The 16,971-nt window shown below is 70.5% G+C and carries 13 protein-coding genes; 5 read left to right on the top strand and 8 right to left on the bottom strand.

Annotation, left to right across the window (positions count from 1 at the left end; genetic code table 11):
* Nucleotides 1-153: 153 nt before the first annotated feature.
* From ppsR (CCR97_RS10150) to CCR97_RS10185, 8 genes are all read right to left on the bottom strand, one after another.
* A complete protein-coding gene (gene ppsR / locus CCR97_RS10150) occupies nt 154-1,524 on the bottom strand; it encodes a transcriptional regulator PpsR (protein ID WP_111357565.1) in 1,371 nt (456 codons plus the stop codon).
* 303 nt (nt 1,525-1,827) lie between these two features.
* A complete protein-coding gene (locus tag CCR97_RS10155) occupies nt 1,828-2,145 on the bottom strand; it encodes a hypothetical protein (protein ID WP_111357564.1) in 318 nt (105 codons plus the stop codon).
* A gap of 11 nt (nt 2,146-2,156) precedes the next feature.
* Nucleotides 2,157-2,690 carry a TspO/MBR family protein gene (locus CCR97_RS10160; RefSeq protein ID WP_111357563.1) on the bottom strand — a complete coding sequence of 178 codons (534 nt, stop codon included), beginning with the start codon at nt 2,688-2,690 and terminating at the stop codon, nt 2,157-2,159.
* Complete coding sequence (locus tag CCR97_RS10165) at nt 2,669-3,859, bottom strand: geranylgeranyl diphosphate reductase (RefSeq protein WP_420826069.1); 1,191 nt, start codon at nt 3,857-3,859, stop codon at nt 2,669-2,671. The genes CCR97_RS10160 and CCR97_RS10165 overlap by 22 nt, the downstream gene beginning before the upstream one ends.
* A 5-nt stretch (nt 3,860-3,864) precedes the next feature.
* Nucleotides 3,865-5,268 carry a BCD family MFS transporter gene (locus tag CCR97_RS10170; RefSeq protein WP_111359171.1) on the bottom strand — a complete coding sequence of 468 codons (1,404 nt, stop codon included), beginning with the start codon at nt 5,266-5,268 and terminating at the stop codon, nt 3,865-3,867.
* Nucleotides 5,265-6,164: a chlorophyll synthase ChlG gene (gene chlG, locus CCR97_RS10175; protein WP_111359170.1), complete on the bottom strand. Its 900-nt coding sequence runs from the start codon at nt 6,162-6,164 to the stop codon at nt 5,265-5,267. Before chlG ends, CCR97_RS10170 begins: the two co-directional genes overlap by 4 nt.
* 30 nt (nt 6,165-6,194) lie before the next feature.
* A complete protein-coding gene (ppsR, locus tag CCR97_RS10180; RefSeq protein ID WP_111359169.1) occupies nt 6,195-7,616 on the bottom strand; it encodes a transcriptional regulator PpsR in 1,422 nt (473 codons plus the stop codon).
* Between the two features lie 66 nt (nt 7,617-7,682).
* Nucleotides 7,683-8,567, bottom strand: a complete 885-nt coding sequence (locus tag CCR97_RS10185; RefSeq protein WP_170145980.1) for a cobalamin B12-binding domain-containing protein — start codon at nt 8,565-8,567, stop codon at nt 7,683-7,685.
* A gap of 322 nt (nt 8,568-8,889) precedes the next feature.
* Between CCR97_RS10185 and bchF the strand changes: the two genes are divergently transcribed.
* From bchF to bchL, 5 genes are read left to right on the top strand one after another with little or no spacing between them, the layout of a single operon-like run.
* Nucleotides 8,890-9,408 (top strand): 2-vinyl bacteriochlorophyllide hydratase, encoded by a 519-nt coding sequence (bchF, locus tag CCR97_RS10190; RefSeq protein WP_111359167.1) that lies wholly within the window; start codon nt 8,890-8,892, stop codon nt 9,406-9,408.
* On the top strand, nt 9,405-10,700 hold the full coding sequence (locus CCR97_RS10195; protein ID WP_201159466.1) for a ferredoxin:protochlorophyllide reductase (ATP-dependent) subunit N: 1,296 nt from the start codon (nt 9,405-9,407) through the stop codon (nt 10,698-10,700). The genes bchF and CCR97_RS10195 overlap by 4 nt, the downstream gene beginning before the upstream one ends.
* A gap of 18 nt (nt 10,701-10,718) precedes the next feature.
* A complete protein-coding gene (gene bchB, locus CCR97_RS10200) occupies nt 10,719-12,425 on the top strand; it encodes a ferredoxin:protochlorophyllide reductase (ATP-dependent) subunit B (RefSeq protein ID WP_201159467.1) in 1,707 nt (568 codons plus the stop codon).
* On the top strand, nt 12,400-16,014 hold the full coding sequence (locus tag CCR97_RS10205) for a magnesium chelatase subunit H (protein ID WP_111356743.1): 3,615 nt from the start codon (nt 12,400-12,402) through the stop codon (nt 16,012-16,014). Before bchB ends, CCR97_RS10205 begins: the two co-directional genes overlap by 26 nt.
* A complete protein-coding gene (gene bchL, locus CCR97_RS10210) occupies nt 16,011-16,964 on the top strand; it encodes a ferredoxin:protochlorophyllide reductase (ATP-dependent) iron-sulfur ATP-binding protein (protein ID WP_201159468.1) in 954 nt (317 codons plus the stop codon). Before CCR97_RS10205 ends, bchL begins: the two co-directional genes overlap by 4 nt.
* The last annotated feature ends 7 nt before the right edge of the window (nt 16,965-16,971 follow it).

Genomic DNA, 16,971 nt, shown 5'->3' on the forward strand with positions numbered 1-16,971 from the left:
CCCGCCGAGCCGGAGCCCGCCGGGCGACCCCGTAGGCGCTGGCGGGTCGGCGGCCGTCGGCGACCGCGAGGTCGCCTATCTAACCGAAATAGGTCACGGCTCGTCCAGCATTTGCGGTGGATGAGAGTAAAATTGGCGTTCGAGCGGTAAAATTCAGCTCTTCGACCCGCCGGCCGGCGGGTCGTCGCCGAGGTCGTATCGGTTGAGCTTGGCGTAGAGGCTCTGCCGGGACAGCCCGAGCAGCTCGGCCGCGGCGGTGCGATTGCCGCCGGCGAGGTCGAGGGCGGCCCGGACATAGTGCCGCTCCACCACGTTGATGGTGTCACGCACCAGCTTGCGCAGCGAGGTCTTGCCGATCTGCTCGGTCAGTGGCCCGAGCGCCGAGATCAGCCGGTTGGCGTCCTCGGCCGGCGGCAGCCGCCGCGCGACGTCGCGCAGGATGACGCCGATGTGGGGGTTGGAGGGATCGCCGGTGCCGGCCGCCGAGATCTCGACCTCGGTCGAGGCGCCGAGCTCGCCGTGGATGGTCGTCGAGAACAGCCGGACGAAGCGTTGCCGGTGGACATTGGCGAGCAGCACGGTGAGGTCCGCGCCCGGGCGCCACAGCCAGCGGCCGAGCCGCTCGCCGACCACGAGCCCCTTCGCCCCGACCTCGACGAGATCGAGGAAGGCCTGGTTGGTGCGGCGGATCACGCCTTCCTGGTTGATCACCACGAACCCGTCGGGCATCCGCTCGATCAGGTCCTCGACCGACAGGCGGTCGGCCTGGACCGGCATCGCGAGCGGCGCGCCGACCGGCGAGAGCTGGACCAGGAAGATCGGCCCCGGATCCGAGGTCATCAGCGAGGCGCGCACCAGGCACGCCTTCCGGGCCTGGCCGAAATGCATGACGATGCCGGGCGCCTTGCCCTGCTCGCGGACCCGCAGCAGCATCGCCTGGAGGAGGTCGCGCTCCTCGGGCAGCACATCGGCCAGGAAGTCGCGGCCGGCGACGCTGTCCGGGCGCGGCCCGACGGCGCCGAGCGCCTGCACGGCGGCCGGATTCGCCTCGATGATGCGCAAGTTGGAGGCGCGCAGAAGCAGCACGGCCTCGGTCGAGGTGTGGAACAGGAGCCGATAGCGAGTCTCGACGTCGCGCAACTTCCAGTAGTCGCGCTCCATCGTCTGCTGGGCGGCGATCAGCCGCGACTGCAGCTCGGCGACCGCCTGCAGGTTCTTGCCGATGGCGAGCAGGCCGGGCCGGCCGCCGAGCAGCACGGTCGTGTATTCGATCGGCAGCTCGCGGCCGCTGGGGAAGCGCTGGGTGACCTGTCGGAATGCCGAGACGCCGGTCTTGAGGGCGTCCTCCACCATGCGGCGGACTTTTTCGCCGCCCACCTCGGTGACGGTGTCGACCCAGGGCCGTCCGAGCCAGGCTTCGACGCCCTTCTCGGAGATGGCATCGGAGAGCGTGACCTCACGGATCACCCCGTTCATGTCGAGCAACAGGGTGACGTCCGGCTGCGAGATGTTGAGACTGGTCATGGTCGCTCGATACCGGAAACGTTAAAGAGGCGACCGCGCGCTGCCCTCGATGATCAAGTTGTCATGACCACGACGATGGTCTCAGCGGGAGCCCGGCGGCACAGGGGTTCGCTCACCAGGGGCGAATCAGTATGGCTCGAATTCCCATTCCTTGCTTGTCAATTGGACAGCTGACGCGGCGTCCGTCAATGGAGCTATTGCGGATCGCGTCGTAATTCAAGCGTCAACACGCAAACTGTCAGGCTTTTTTGACCTGGTATGCAACTATGGCGTAGATCCGGCGAAGTTGCGCCTGCCGGGTTGTCATTGCGCAATCGTCGGGTGTTGTCCGGACGACTTTACGGTCCGGCTTGTCAAGCGCGTCAGCAGATCCGCGACATGAGCCATCAACGCGGCGAATAGACTCGCCGCCACCCAGACCCAGTCCGCCCCGACCAAGGCGGCCCGGACGGCGACGAGAAGGCAGGCGCCGGCGGCGAGATTGGGCAGCAGCCGACGCAGCGGCGGCAGGCGCCCGGCGAGGGCCGGCATTCGACCGGCCAGCGCCAGCGCGATCGTCTCGACCACCACGAGCGCCAGGATCAGGTCGATCACCCGGCCGCTGGCGAACAGGTCGGCCATCGCGGCGCCGGTCAGCCGAACGGGCCGTTGAGCTGGACCACGGTCCAGGTGAGATAGGACGCGATCGTCACCCACACGAGGTAAGGGAAGAAGAGCAGGCTGGCGAGCTTGGAGTCCTTCAGCGGCGCGACCACGATCAGGAGCACGGCGAGCCACAGGGCGCCGACCTCGATCAGCGCCCAGTCGGGCCGCTGCTGATTGAAGAACAGGAAGCTCCACAGCATGTTGAGGCCGCCGATCAGGACGAACAGCGCGACGATCACGCCGCGCCGCCGCGGGCAGGCGACGTCGCGCCACGCGAACGCCATGCCGATCACCGAGAAGGTGAACACGGTCGTCCAGACGATCGGGAAGGCGTAGTCGGGCGGCTGCCAGGACGGCTTCTTGAGCGCCTGGTACCAGTCGCCCAGCTGGGTGAGCTCGCCGCCGATGGTGGCGATCGCCGCCGTGAACAGCGTGGCGAGCACGAGGGGCCACCAGAAGCCGGGCTCGCGCGGCTCCTGCGGCAGGTCGACGCGAAGCGTCAGGGGCGAGCGAGACCGCACAGCGTGGCGACGTCCTTGAAGAAGATCCGCACGTGAGCCGCGGGCTTGGCCCGGACCAGCTCCTTGTTCATGTAGGCTTGCCAAGTGAGCCGCTGCACGTCCGGGTCGCGGCACATCCCGACGAAACGCTCGCGCGTCCAGTCGCTGCGATACCAGAAGCGCTGCATCATTCCAAGGATGAAGAACACCCGGCCGTGCGCCTTCATGAAGCGCTTGCGGGCGAGTGCCAGCGCGCGCGCGTCGCCGGTCGCCAGCGCCTCGTCGACCGCCTCGGCGGCGAGGCGGCCGCCGGCGAGCGCGTAGTAGATGCCTTCGCCCGAGGCCGGCGCCACCACGCCGGCGGCGTCGCCCGCCAAGAGCACGTCGCGGCCGTTGTCCCAGCGCTTGAGCGGATGCAGCGGGATCGGCGCGCCCTCGTGGCGCAGCGTCTCGCAGGCGTCGAGCCCGGTCGCGCGGCGCAACTGCGCCACCGCCTCGCGCAGCGCGAAGCCCTTCTTCATCGAGCCGGTGCCGATGCTGGTCGTCGTGCCGTGCGGGAAGATCCAGGCGTAGAAGTCGGGCGACAGCGGGCCCTGATAGTAGACGTCGCAGCGCGCCGGATCGAAATCGCCGACGCCGGTCTCGGGCGACCGGACGATCTCGTGATAGGCGAACACCATCGGCACCTTGTCGGCGCCCGGCACCGCCTGGCGGCCGACCTGCGAGACGGCGCCGTCGGCCCCGATCACGGTGCGGGCCCGCACGCTCTGCGGCGCGCCGCTCTCCTTGTCGCGGTAGTGGAGGATCGAGAGGCCGTCGGTGCCACGCTCGATCCGCTCGAACGTGCCGGTGCGCCGGACGGCGCCGGCCTTGGCGGCGCGCTCGCGCAGCCACTCGTCGAACGGGCCGCGGTCGACCATGCCGACGAAGCCGCCGTCGATCGGCATGTCGACCTGGCGGGCCGAGGGCGCCACCATGCGGGCGCCGGTGATCTTGGCGCACAGCATGTGGTCGGGGATGTCGAAATCGCGGATGGCGCGCGGCGGGATGGCGCCGCCGCACGGCTTGATGCGGCCGGCCTTGTCGAGCAGCAGCACGGCGCGGCCGCGGCGGGCGAGATCGGTGGCGGCGGTCGCCCCGGCGGGGCCGCCGCCGACGACGACGGTGTCGTAGGTCTCCAGTGCGGGCATGGTCATCACCTCCCTGCCTTCGCGGGCGCGTAGAGCGGGTCGTCCGCGTCGGTCTCGCCCTCGGTCAAAGCGACGGTGCGCTCGGAAACGCGGCCCGGATGCACCCGCGCGGCCAGCACGGCCGACACCAGGAACAGCACGGCCTCGAGCGCGAAAACGGTGGCGTAGGCGGAGACGGGCGAGCCGAGCAGCGCGCGAGCGACGTCGCTCGCCAGCGTGCCGGCGAAGCCGCCGACCCCGAACGAGATCGCCTGCGCGGCGCCCCACAGGCCCATGCGCACGCCCTCGCGGTGCTCGCGGCCTTCGCTCGCCAGCCCCATCATCGAGCCGATGGCGGCGACCGCGTAGGCGCCGTTGGTAACGCCGAGCATGAACACGCAGGCGCGCAGCGGCCAGCCGGGCCCGACGAAGGCGCCGAGCGCGAGGCTCGCAAGCGCGATCGCCGAGGCGATGCAGCCGCCGATGCACCACGCCCGCATCGAGGCGAGCGCCCGCCCGAAGCGGCCCGTGCCGGCGATGCCGACCGTCACCATGCCGATCAGCACGCCCGAATGCTGGACGCCGGAGAGCTTGGTCGAATCGCCCGGCGTGAAGCCGAACACGGTGCCGGCGAACGGCTCGAGGATCAGGTCCTGGGCGCTGTAGGCGAGCATCGAGATCAGCACGAAGACGGCGAAGCGGCGCGCCTCGGGCTCGGCCCAGACCTGGGCCAGCGCCTCGCGGAACGGCACCTTGCGGGTCTCCTCGCCGCGGCCGGCGGCGACCGGCGCGGCCATGGCGCGAGGATCGCCCTCGACGCCCCACACGGCCAGCACCGAGACCACGATGGCGATCGCCGACACGCTGGTCGCGACGGTGACGAGGCGGGCCGGCGAGAACGGGTCGAGCAGATGGCCGGCGCCGCCCGCCGTGACGATGAAGCCGACGATCATCATCACCCAGACGATGGTGGCGGCGGCGGCGCGACGGTCCGGATCGACGCGCTTGGCGAGCAGCACCAGGAGCGAGGTGCCGGCGGCACCGACCCCGATGCCGATGCCGACGAAGGCGAGCGCCGCGATCGCGACGCCGAGCGCCACGCTGGTGCCGAGCAGCGCCGTGCCCATCGCGGCGGCGGCGCCCGACAGCGCCAGCGTCGCCATGCCGCCGATGATCCACGGCGTCGCGCGGCCGCCCGAGTCGGAGCCGTGGCCCCAGCGCGGCCGCAGCACCTGCACGGCGTAATGGATGGCGACGAGCGCGCCGGGCAGCATCGCCGGCAGGGCGAACTCGACGACCATCACCCGGTTGAGCGTCGAGGTGGTCAACACCACGATGGCGCCGAGCGCCGTCTGCACGAGCCCGAGCCGGATGATCCCGACGATGCCGAGCGGTCTTGCGCCCGATGCGAGGTGCGCGGTCGGGCTCATGCCGGGGCTCCGAGGCTCGCGAGCGCGACGGCGCTCGTCATCATGCCGGCGACGTAGAGCGTGACGCCGAGGCCGCTGAACCACGTCGCCTTGGCGATCGGCTCGCGCAGGAAGCGCACCGCCAGCGCGCCCTGCGCGACGAGCAGCGCCGTGACGATGGCGGCCTGGATCGGCTTGCCCCAGGCGAGCAGCAGGGCGATGACGATCACCTGCGGCACCGCCATCACGATGCAGGCGAGGCGGGCGGCGGCGTCGACGCCGAGCTGCACGGGCAGCGAGCGCACGCCGGTGCGGATGTCACCCTCGATCGACTTGAAGTCGTTGAGGGTCATGATGCCGTGCGCGCCGGCGCTGTAGAGGAAGGCGAGCGTGATGATCCGCCAGTCGGGCAGGCCGCCGATCATCACGGCGGCGCCCGTGAACCAGGCGAAGCCCTCGTAGGTGATGGCGCAGGCCGCGTTGCCGTACCAGCCGTTCTGCTTCAGCCGCACGGGCGGTGCGCTGTAGAGCCACGCCAGCACCAGGCCGACCGCGGCGGCGCCGAGCACCCAGTCGCCGAGCTGGCTCGCCAGCGCCAGCGACATCGCGGTCCACAGGATCGCGAGATAGAGGCCCCAGCGGCCCGGGATACGGCCGGACGGGATCGGCCGGTGCGGCTCGTTGATGGCGTCGACGTGGCGATCGAACCAGTCGTTGACGACCTGGCTGGTGGCGACCAGCAGCGGCCCGCACAGCAGGATTCCGGCGACCACCACGGGCCAGCGCGGCCCGAGCGGTAGCCCGGACGAGACGACGCCGCAGGCGAACGCCCACATGGGCGGGAACCAGGTGATCGGCTTCAACAGCTCGAGCACGGCCGACGGGGCCGGCACCTGCATGGTCGTCGTCACACTCATGCCTGAACGCTCGACTGGATGCTCATCGGCTCACTCTTCCGGCTCGACCGGCTCGCCGGCGTCGGCGAGGCCGTAGCGGCGCAGCTTCACGTAAAGGCTCTGGCGCGACAGGCCGAGCATCTCGGCCGCCGAGGCGCGATTGTTGCCGGTCAGCTCGAGCGCCGCCTCGATGCACAGGCGCTCGACCACGTCGGTCGCCTCGCGCACCAGCTCCTTGAGCGACACCCGCCCGACCAGCTCGGTGAGCTGGTCGACCGAGCGCGGCATCTCGCGGCCGGCGCGCGCGTCGGTCGGCAGGCGGCGGCCGACATTGCGGACCGTGAAGCCGTAGAAGGGCTCGGCCCCGTTGGCGACCGCGGCGGCCGAGATCTCGACCTCGGCCTGGGCGCCGAGCTCGCCGCGCAGCGTCGTCGCGAACAGGCGCACCGAGCCGATCTGACGCAGATTGGCGACCAGCACGTTGAGGTCGACGCCGGAGCGGCCGAGCCAGCGCTCGAGCGATTCGCCGCGCGCCTGCTCCTCGCTGGCGAGCTGGGCGAGATCCAGGAACGCCGGGTTGGCGGCGAGCACGCGGCCGTCGCGGTCGGTGACGACGATGCCGTCCGGGGCGTGCTCGAAGAAGCGCAGGAGCTTCGTGCGGCTTTCCGTGCCGGTCCCGGCGCCGTCGCGCTCCGGCAGCGACAGGCGGACCAGGAACAGCGAGGCGTTCTCCTGCCGGAACAGCGAGGCGGAGACGAACACGGTGCGGCCGGAATCGACCAGCCGGGCGCGCGTCGAGTCGGAGCGGCCGGCCGAGCGGACGCCGGCGAGCAGCGCCTGGATGGCCGGCACAGTGTCGGGCTCGAACGCCTCCAGGAGGGGTCGGCCGATGATGCGGCGGCCGAGATCCCCGAAGGTCTGGGCGGCGGCCGGATTGGCCTCGACGACCCGTTGCGACGAGGTGTCGACGATCAGCACCGGCTCGGGCGACATCTGGAACAGGAGCCGGTAGCGGGTCTCGGCGTGGCGCAGGCGCGTGTAGTCGCGCTCCATCGACTGCTGCGCCTCGACGAGCCGCTGCTGCAGCTCGGCGACCGGGCGCAGGTCGCGGCCGACCGCGATCAGCGGGCCGGACGGCAGCCGGATCGCCGAATAGAGAATCGGCACGTCCATGCCGCGGGTGGAGGGATGGTTGACCTGGCGGCGCGGGGTCGCCTGGTCGCCCGCCTCGCGCAGCAGCGCCTCGACCTTGGGACGACTCTCGGTCGTCACCGTGTCGGCGAAGGTCTGGCCGAGCAGAGGGCCGTGGCCCTCGAGGGCGGATTGCAGCTCCGGGCTCTGGCAGGCCATGTCGCGGATGACGCCGTTGTCGCCGACCACCAGCGCAACGTCCGCCGCGGCCGCGACGAGTGTCGCCGCCGCCTTCACGTCCAGCTCGCCCAACGTCTCTATCGGCGCTCTGAAGCCGTTCACGTGCGACCAAGTCCTCTTTCGAGCCGTCGGCGGCCCGCCATAGTCCTGGTCGGCGCGTGGCGTCGATCACGGACGATGGGCGAGCGCGGCGACGAGATTCTGTGCCTGAATGGGCGCCTGGCGGGCATCGACCGCGACCGCGTCGGCACCGACCCGGGCGACGTAGTCCGGGTGTTCGACGAAGACGCGACCGCCGACCAGCACGCCGACCGAACGGTTGCAGGAGTCGCGGCGAACCGTCTGGATGCAGGCGGCGAGCGCCTCCAGCCGGGTTTCGCAGCTCAACGAAAAGCCTACCACGGCGAACCACTCGTTGCGGACCATGGCGGCGAGGTCGGCGCGGGCCGGCACCGGCGCGTCCCAGACGAGCCAGCCGGCGCGGCGGAAGAACTCCGCCACCATGGCGATGCCGAACGTGTGCTGCTCGCCGGGCGCCGGCACGAGGAGCACCGGCAGGCCTTCCTGCAGGTGCTCGACCTCGCTGTGGAACGAGGCGCTGAACTCGCGCAGAACGCGATGGAGCCGCCATAGGCCGAGCGTGACCTGGGTGAAGTCGCAGGTGTCGTGGTTCCACATCTCGCCGAGTCGCCGGGCGGTCGGCGCCAGCACGTCGAGATAGACGCGCTCGACCGGCATGCCGCGGGCCAGCACGGCCTCGACGAAGGACAGCGCGCCGGCATCGTCGCCGGCGAGCACGCGGTCGGTCAGCTCGGCGACCTCGTCCGCGTCCAGTGCGGTGCCCGGCATCGGCAGCCCGTCACAGGTGCAGGAGTGCGCGAGCACGAGCTTGGGGAGAATGTGGTTCTCGATGGCGCGGTTGACGGGCGTCGCCACCGGCGAGGAGGACCACGGCGTCTCGCTGCGGTGCGCGTCGCCCACGGAGATCCGCTCGGCGGCGCGGCCGTCGCCAGGATAGCCGCTCGTCCTGACCCACCAATCCCTCGCCGCCACCTGGGGTCTCGCTTCGGCCATAGCTACGCCTCTCAACAAGTTAAAGCCCGCGGGGATGAACAGTCAAGTTTAGTTTACGTACAGAATTGTTGACACCACCAGGGAAGCATCCTAGGCTGCCTTCACGATGGCACGCGCAAGGAGCGGCGCGATGCAAAAAGGTGACTCAGAGGGGGTGGTCTCGTCTGCATGTTGCGCAACGCAAGATGCGGCAGGCCGCGGCGCTGCGGGAGATTCATCGCACCATCCGGCGTCCCGCCCGTCAAGGGCGGTTGACAGTCCGTGTCATTACCGATTGTCAGACAACTCGGGTTCTGATCGGATGCAGGTTTCCTCCGATGCAGCGCCGACGGCGGTGTCCGTCGGGCTTTACACGCCCGAGGAGCGCGTTCGTCGCGACGCCTCGCCGTGGACCCTCGTGCAGGGCATCCTCGCGCCGTTGCAGTTCCTCGTCTTCCTGGTCAGCCTCGGGCTGGTGCTGCGCTTCCTCGCCACCGGCGAGGGCTATGTCGCGGCCACGGCCTCAGTCGTGATCAAGACGATCGTGCTCTACATCATCATGATCACGGGCTCGATCTGGGAGAAGGTGGTCTTCGGCAAGTACCTGTTCGCACGTCCCTTCTTCTGGGAGGACGTGTTCAGCATGCTGGTGCTCGCGCTGCACACCGCCTATCTGGCGGCGGTCGCGACCGGGGCCGACGTGACCACCCAGATGACGCTGGCGCTCGCCGCCTACGCCTCCTACGTCGTCAACGCGACCCAGTTCGTCCTCAAGCTGCGGGCCGCCCGCAAGCAGCAGGAGGCGATGGACGCCGCCGCCCTCGCCGGAGCGGCGCAATGAACGCCATCGTCCCGCCCGTCGCCCCGCCGTCCGCCGAGATCGGCTGCACCGATGCCCCGGTGCTCTACGAGCGCGGCCAGCGCGAGGTGTTCTGCGGGCTGACCGGCATCGTCTGGCTGCACCGGAAGATCCAGGACGCCTTCTTCCTGGTGGTCGGCTCGCGCACCTGTGCGCATCTCCTGCAGTCGGCCGCCGGCGTGATGATCTTCGCCGAGCCGCGCTTCGCCACCGCCGTGATCGAGGAGCGTGACCTCGCCGGGCTCGCCGACGCGAACGCCGAGCTCGACCGGGTGGTGACCCGGCTCGTCGAGCGTCGCCCCGACATCAAGCTCCTGTTCCTGGTCGGCTCGTGCCCGTCCGAGGTGATCAAGCTCGACCTTTTCCGCGCGGCGGAGCGGCTCTCGGAAGCCTTCGCGCCGCGAGTGCGAATCCTGTCGTGGTCGGGCAGTGGCATCGAGACGACCTTCACCCAGGGCGAGGACGCGTGCCTCGCCGCGCTGGTGCCGCAGATGCCGGCCGAGGCCGCCGACGCGGCGCCTTCGCTCCTGGTGGTCGGGGCGCTCGCCGAAGTGGTCGAGGACCAGTTCGTCCGCCTGTTCGGCGAGCTCGGCATCGACCGCGTGCGCTTCTTTCCGCCGCGCCGCTCCGACGACCTGCCGCCCGTCGGGCCGCATACCAAGCTGTTGCTGGCGCAGCCCTTCCTGGCCGAGACGGCGCGTCTCCTGGAGAAGCGCGGCGCGCAGCGCCTGTCGGCGCCGTTCCCGTTCGGCGTCGAGGGAACGACCGGCTGGATCGGTGCGGCCGCCAAGGCCTTCGGGGTCGACGACGCGCGCTTCGACGCCGTCGTTGTCCCGCGCGCCGAGCGGGCCCGCTCGGCGCTGGCGCGCCAGCGCGACAAGCTCGCCGGCAAGAGCATCTTCTTCTTCCCCGACTCGCAGCTCGAGGTGCCGCTCGCCCGTTTCGCGGCGCGCGAGCTCGGCATGACGCTCGTCGAGGTCGGCACGCCCTATCTGCATCGCGGCCATCTCGCCGCCGAGCTGGCGCTGCTGCCGGCCGGCACGGCGCTCTCGGAAGGCCAGGACGTCGACAAGCAGCTCGACCGCGCCCGCGCCGCGCGGCCCGACCTCACGGTGTGCGGGCTCGGCCTCGCCAATCCGCTGGAGGCCGAGGGCCTCGCGACCAAATGGTCGATCGAGCTTCTGTTCACCCCGGTGCACGGCTTCGAGCAGGCGGCCGATCTCGCCGAGCTGTTCGCCCGGCCGCTCGTGCGTCGCGGCCGGCTGAAGGTGTGAGGAGGACGGTGTAGCAGCATGCAGCTCACGGTGTGGACATACGAGGCTCCTCCGCATGTCGGCGCGATGCGCATCGCCGCCGCGATGGAGGGCGTCCATTACGTGCTGCACGCGCCGCAGGGCGACACCTATGCCGACCTGCTCTTCACCATGATCGAACGCGCCCGGAAGCGTCCGCCCGTCACCTACACGACCTTCCAGGCCCGCGATCTCGGCGGCGACACCGCCGAGCTGTTCAAGACCTCCGTGAAGGAGGCGTACGAGCGGTTCCGCCCGCAGGCCCTGCTGGTCGGGGCGTCCTGCACGGCCGAGCTGATCCAGGACGACCCGGGCGGTCTCGCCCAGGCCCTCGGACTGCCGGTCCCGGTGGTGCCGCTTGAGCTGCCCGCGTACCAGCGCAAGGAGAACTGGGGTGCGGCCGAGACCTTCTACCGTCTCGTCCGGACCCTCGCCGGTCCCTCCGTGCCGCCGCCCGGCTCCAAGCGGCCGCCACGGGCGCCCGATCAGGCTCCCCGCTGCAACATCCTCGGGCCGACCTCGCTCGGCTTCCGACACCGCGACGACGTTCACGAGGTCACCGGTCTGCTCCACCGGCTCGGCATCGTCGTGAACGTCGTCGCGCCCCTCGGTGCCAGCCCGGCCGACCTCGCCCGCCTCGGCGAGGCCGACTTCAACGTCGTGCTCTATCCCGAGACCGGCTATCAAGCGGCGCAGTGGCTGGAGCGCAGCTTCGGCCAGAAGTCCACCAAGGTGGTGCCGATCGGATACGGCGCGACCTGCGACTTCGTGACAGAGGTCGCGGCGCTCGCCGGCGTCGATCCCGCGCCGGTGCTCGCCGACACGCGCAGCCGCGCGCCGTGGTACGCCCGCTCGGTCGACTCGACCTATCTGACCGGCAAGCGCGTCTTCGTGTTCGGCGACGCGACGCATGCGATCGCGGCCGCCCGCATCGCGGCGGAGGAGCTCGGCTTCGAGGTCGTCGGGCTCGGCACCTACTCGCGCGAGTTCGCCCGCGAGGTGCGGGCCGCGGCGGCCAAGTACGGCGTCGAGCCGCTGATCACCGACGACTACCTGGACGTCGAGGAGAAGATCGCGGCCGCCCATCCCGAGCTGGTGCTCGGCACCCAGATGGAGCGCCATACGGCGAAGCGCCTCGGCGTGCCCTGCGCCGTCATCTCGGCGCCCGTCCACGTGCAGGACTTCCCGGCCCGCTACTCGCCCCAGATGGGCTTCGAAGGCGCGAACGTGCTGTTCGACACCTTCGTGCACCCGCTGATGATGGGGCTGGAGGAGCATCTCCTGCAGATGTTCCGCGAGGACTTCGAGTTCCACGCCGACGCGGCGCCCTCGCATCTCGGCTCGCACGGCGCCGCCGCGGCGGCGCGCGCCGAGGCGCCGTCCGTCACTGCAACGGCCGTCGCCGCAGCTGTCGCCGCGCCAGTCGCGCCCGTCGCCACGCCGGTGCTCGAGCCGGCCGCCGCCGTCGCGGCGCCGGTTCTCGACCATGCTTCCCCGGTCCCGTCCGCAGACGGCGGGCCGGTTTCGCCGCCCCCGGCATCACCCCCGATTCGCTGGGCTGCCGACGCCGAGAAGGAACTGCGCAAGATCCCCTTCTTCGTGCGTGGAAAAGCCCGCCGCAACACCGAGCGCTTCGCGCAGGATCGCGGTCTGTCCCTGATCACAGTCGAGACGTTGTATGATGCGAAAGCGTACTACAGCCGCTGACACGACCCCGATCCGCGTCGTGATCGTGACGATGGACAGCCATCTCGCGGGATCGGTGGCGCGTGCCCGCGCCGTGCTCTCGCGCGAGCTGCCCGGTCTCGACCTGGTGATGCACGCGGCCGACGAATGGGGCGGCGACCAGGCGGCGCTGTCGCGCTGCCTCGCCGACATCGCCTCGGCCGACATCGTCGTCGCCACGATGCTGTTCCTCGACGAGCACATCCGCCCGGTGCTGCCCGCCCTGCAGGCGCGGCGCGACAAGTGCGACGCGATCGTCTGCGCGCTCGCCGCCGGCGAGGTGGTGCGCCTCACCCGCATGCACAAGTTCAGCATGTCGGGCGAGACCATGGGCGTGCTGAGCCTGCTCAAGCGGCTGCGCGGCAAGAGCTCCGAAGGGCCGGGATCGAACGGTCAGGGGCAGATGAAGATGCTGCGCCAGATCCCGAAGTTCCTGCGCTTCATCCCGGGCACGGCCCAGGATCTGCGCGCCTACTTCCTGGTCCTGCAGTACTGGCTCGCCGGCACCGACGAGAACATCACCAATCTCGTGCGTCTGATGGTCGAGCGCTACGCCGATGGTCCGCGCAAGGGCCTGCGCAGCGCCGTGAAGTCGGGCCCGCCGGTCGAGTATCCGGACATCGGCCTCTATCATCCGGCCGTGAAGGGGCGGGTGACCGAGAAGCTCGGCGAGCTGCCGACCGCCGGCCCGAACGGCACGGTCGGCGTGCTGGTGATGCGCTCCTATGTGCTGGCCGGCAACGCCGCGCACTACGACGGCGTCATCAGGGCGCTCGAGGCGAAGGGCCTGCGCGTCGTCCCGGCCTTCGCGTCGGGCCTCGACCAGCGTCCCGCGGTCGAGACCTTCTTCATGAAGGACGGCCACGCGACCGTCGACGCCGTGGTGTCGCTCACCGGCTTCTCGCTGGTCGGCGGCCCGGCCTACAACGACGCCCGCGCCGCCGCCGAGCTGCTCGCCAAGCTCGACGTGCCCTATATCGCGGCGCATCCGGTCGAGTTCCAGACGCTCGAGCAGTGGCAGGCCGACCCGCGCGGCCTGATGCCGGTCGAAGCCACCATGATGGTGGCGATCCCCGAGCTCGACGGCGCCATCTGGCCGATGACCTTCGGCGGCCGCTCGATCCTGTCCGACAGCGCCGCGCCGCGCGACGAGGGTCAGCGCGAGATGACGGCGCATCCGGAGCGCGCCGGCACGCTCGCCGCGCGCGTCGCCAAGCTGGTCGCGCTGCGCCGTGCCAAGCGGGCCGAGCGCAAGGTCGCGATCGTCATCTTCAACTTCCCGCCGAACGCCGGCGCGATCGGCACGGCGGCCTTCCTCTCGGTCTTCGCCTCGCTGCACAACACGCTCAAGACGCTGCGCGACGCCGGCTACAAGGTCGAGGTGCCGGAGACGGTCGACGACCTGCGCGACCGCATCCTGAAGGGCAACTCGGCCCGCCACGGCAGCGAGGCCAATGTCGCCGCTAAGATCGGCGCCGACGAGCATGTCCGCCGCGAGAAGTACCTGGCCGAGATCGAGAAGCAGTGGGGCCCGGCGCCCGGCCGCCATCTCACCGACGGGCGCAGCCTGTTCGTGCTCGGCGAGACCTTCGGCAACGTCTTCGTCGGCGTGCAGCCCGCCTTCGGCTTCGAGGGCGACCCGATGCGGTTGCTGTTCGAGCGCGGCTTTGCCCCGACCCACGCCTTCTCCGCGTTCTACCGCTGGATCAAGGAGGACTTCGGGGCGCATGCGGTGCTGCATTTCGGCACCCACGGGGCGCTCGAGTTCATGCCCGGCAAGCAGGCCGGCATGTCGGGCGAGTGCTGGCCGGACCGCCTCATCGGCGACCTGCCGAACCTCTATCTCTACGCCTCCAACAACCCGTCGGAAGGCATGCTCGCCAAGCGCCGCGCCGGCGCCGCGCTGATCAGCTATCTCACGCCGCCGATCACCAATGCGGGCCTGTATCGCGGGCTCTTGGACCTCAAGTCGTCGCTCGACCGCTGGCGGGCGCTGGAGCCCGACACCGATCCGGAGAGCCGCACCGCGCTCGCCGTGCTGGTGCAGGCGCAGGCCTCGGCCGTCAATCTGGCGCCCGTCGAGCCCGCCTGGGACGACCCGGTGACCGAGATCGCGGCGCTGACCAACAAGGTGCTGGAGCTCGAATACACGCTGATCCCGCACGGCCTGCACGTCGTCGGCGAGGTGCCGACCGCGCCCGAGCGGGCCGAGATGCTCGACGCCGCCGGCGTCACCGACACCGAGAAGCGCGCCGCGCTCGACAAGCTCCTGGCCGTCGACCACGAGCTGCCGGCGATCGTCAAGGCGCTCGATGGCCGCTATCTCGCGCCGGCGCCGGGCGGTGACCTGCTGCGCACCACCGACGTGCTGCCGACCGGCCGCAACCTGCACGGCTTCGACCCGTTCCGCATCCCGAGCGCCTTCGCGATCCAGGACGGCGCCCGCCAGGCCGAGCGTCTGCTCGCCCGCTGGCAGGCCGACGGCCACGCGGTGCCCGAGACCATCGCCATGGTCCTGTGGGGCACCGACAATCTGAAGACCGAGGGTGGTCCGATCGCCCAGACGCTGTGGCTGATGGGCGCCGAGCCGCGCCACGACAGCTACGGCCGCGTCTGCGGCGCCCAGCTCGTCTCGCTGGAGAAGCTCGGCCGCCCGCGCATCGACGTCGTCGTCACGCTGTCGGGCATCTTCCGCGACCTCCTGCCGATGCAGACCAAGCTCCTGGCCGAGGCCGCGCTGCTCGCCGCGTCGGCCGACGAGCCGGCCGAGATGAACTTCGTGCGCAAGCACGCGCTCGCCTATCAGGCGGCGAACGGCGGCACGATCGAGGAGGCGTCGCTGCGGGTGTTCTCCAACGCCGACGGCGCCTACGGCTCCAACGTCAACCAGCTCATCGACCAGGGCGGCTGGAACGACGAGGACGAGCTCGCCGAGGCCTACATGCGCCGCAAGGGCTTCGCCTACGGGGTCGACGGCAAGCCGGCCCGTCAGGACAAAGTCTTGTCCCACGTGCTGTCGAGCGTCGATCTCACCTATCAGAATCTCGACTCGGTCGAGCTCGGCATCACCACGATCGACCACTACTTCGACACGCTCGGCGGCATCACGCGCGCCGTCCAGCGCGCCCGCGGCACCACGGCGTCGGTCTATATCGGCGACCAGACCCGCGGCGAGGGCACGGTGCGCACGCTGGCCGAGCAGGTGGCGCTGGAGACCCACACCCGCGCCCTCAATCCGAAATGGTACGAGGCGCTGCTCGCGCACGGCTACGAAGGCGTGCGCAACATCGAGGCGCAGGTCACCAACACGCTCGGCTGGTCGGCGACCACGGGCCAGGTGGCGCCGTGGGTGTACGAGCAGCTCACCCAGACCTTCATGCTCGACGAGAAGATGCGGCGACGCCTGGCCGACCTCAATCCGGTCGCCTCGGCGAAAGTCGCACATCGGCTGCTCGAGGCCCACGAGCGTCGCTACTGGACGCCCGACGAGGCCATGCTGGACGCGCTGCGCCGCGCCGGCGAGGAGCTGGAAGACCGCCTGGAAGGTGTCGACCAAGGAGCCGCCGCATGACCATCATCCCCCGCCCGGCCGATCTCGCCGGTGAGCCCATCAAGCAGGAAGGCTGCGGGTCCTGTGCCGCCGCCGAGAACGCCGGCCGAGAGGACGGCGAAGGCAGCGTGCAGGTCCAGCTCGACCCGCGCGTCCAGATCGGAACCGCCAAGGTGTTCGCCGTCTACGGCAAGGGCGGCATCGGCAAGTCGACGACCTCGTCGAACCTGTCGGTCGCCTTCTCCAAGCTCGGCAAGCGCGTGCTGCAGATCGGCTGCGATCCCAAGCACGACTCGACCTTCACGCTGACCAAGTGCCTGGTGCCGACCGTCATCGACATCCTCGAGTCGGTGAACTTCCATTCCGAAGAGCTGCGGATGGAGGACTTCGTCTACGAGGGCTACAACGGCGTCATGTGCGTCGAGGCCGGCGGCCCGCCGGCCGGCACCGGCTGCGGCGGCTACGTGGTCGGCCAGACCGTCAAGCTCCTCAAGGAGCATCATCTGCTCGACGACACCGACGTCGTGGTCTTCGACGTGCTCGGCGACGTGGTGTGCGGCGGCTTCGCGGCCCCCCTCCAGCACGCCGACCGCGCCCTGATCGTCACGGCCAACGACTTCGACTCGATCTTCGCGATGAACCGCATCGCCGCGGCCATCCAGGCGAAGGCCAAGAACTACAAGGTGCGGGTCGGCGGCGTGATCGCCAACCGTTCGGCCGCCACCGACGAGATCGACCGCTTCTGCGGTCGCACCGGGCTCAAGACGCTCGCCCATATCCGCGATCTCGACGTGGTGCGCCGCAGCCGCCTGAAGAAGGCGACGCTGTTCGAGATGGACCCGACCGACGAGGTGATCGCGGTGCAGAACGAGTATCTGCAGCTCGCCGAGAAGCTGTGGGCCGGCGTCGATCCGCTGACGCCGACGCCGCTCAAGGACCGCGAGATCTTCGATCTCCTCGGGTATGATTGATCACGTG

The sequence above is a fragment of the Rhodoplanes elegans genome, from assembly GCF_016653355.1.
Taxonomy (GTDB): Bacteria; Pseudomonadota; Alphaproteobacteria; order Rhizobiales; family Xanthobacteraceae; genus Rhodoplanes; species Rhodoplanes elegans.

What these genes read in the sequence shown, in the direction of transcription:
- bchL (WP_201159468.1), top strand. Translation starts at nt 16,011, where the DNA reads ATGACCATCATCCCCCGCCCGGCCGATCTCGCCGGTGAGCCCATCAAG.
- CCR97_RS10205 (WP_111356743.1), top strand. Translation starts at nt 12,400, where the DNA reads ATGCGAAAGCGTACTACAGCCGCTGACACGACCCCGATCCGCGTCGTG.
- CCR97_RS10170 (WP_111359171.1), bottom strand. Translation starts at nt 5,268, where the DNA reads ATGAGCCCGACCGCGCACCTCGCATCGGGCGCAAGACCGCTCGGCATC.
- ppsR (WP_111357565.1), bottom strand. Translation starts at nt 1,524, where the DNA reads ATGACCAGTCTCAACATCTCGCAGCCGGACGTCACCCTGTTGCTCGAC.
- bchF (WP_111359167.1), top strand. Translation starts at nt 8,890, where the DNA reads ATGCAGGTTTCCTCCGATGCAGCGCCGACGGCGGTGTCCGTCGGGCTT.
- bchB (WP_201159467.1), top strand. Translation starts at nt 10,719, where the DNA reads ATGCAGCTCACGGTGTGGACATACGAGGCTCCTCCGCATGTCGGCGCG.
- CCR97_RS10165 (WP_420826069.1), bottom strand. Translation starts at nt 3,859, where the DNA reads ATGCCCGCACTGGAGACCTACGACACCGTCGTCGTCGGCGGCGGCCCC.
- chlG (WP_111359170.1), bottom strand. Translation starts at nt 6,164, where the DNA reads ATGAGTGTGACGACGACCATGCAGGTGCCGGCCCCGTCGGCCGTGCTC.
- CCR97_RS10155 (WP_111357564.1), bottom strand. Translation starts at nt 2,145, where the DNA reads ATGGCCGACCTGTTCGCCAGCGGCCGGGTGATCGACCTGATCCTGGCG.
- CCR97_RS10195 (WP_201159466.1), top strand. Translation starts at nt 9,405, where the DNA reads ATGAACGCCATCGTCCCGCCCGTCGCCCCGCCGTCCGCCGAGATCGGC.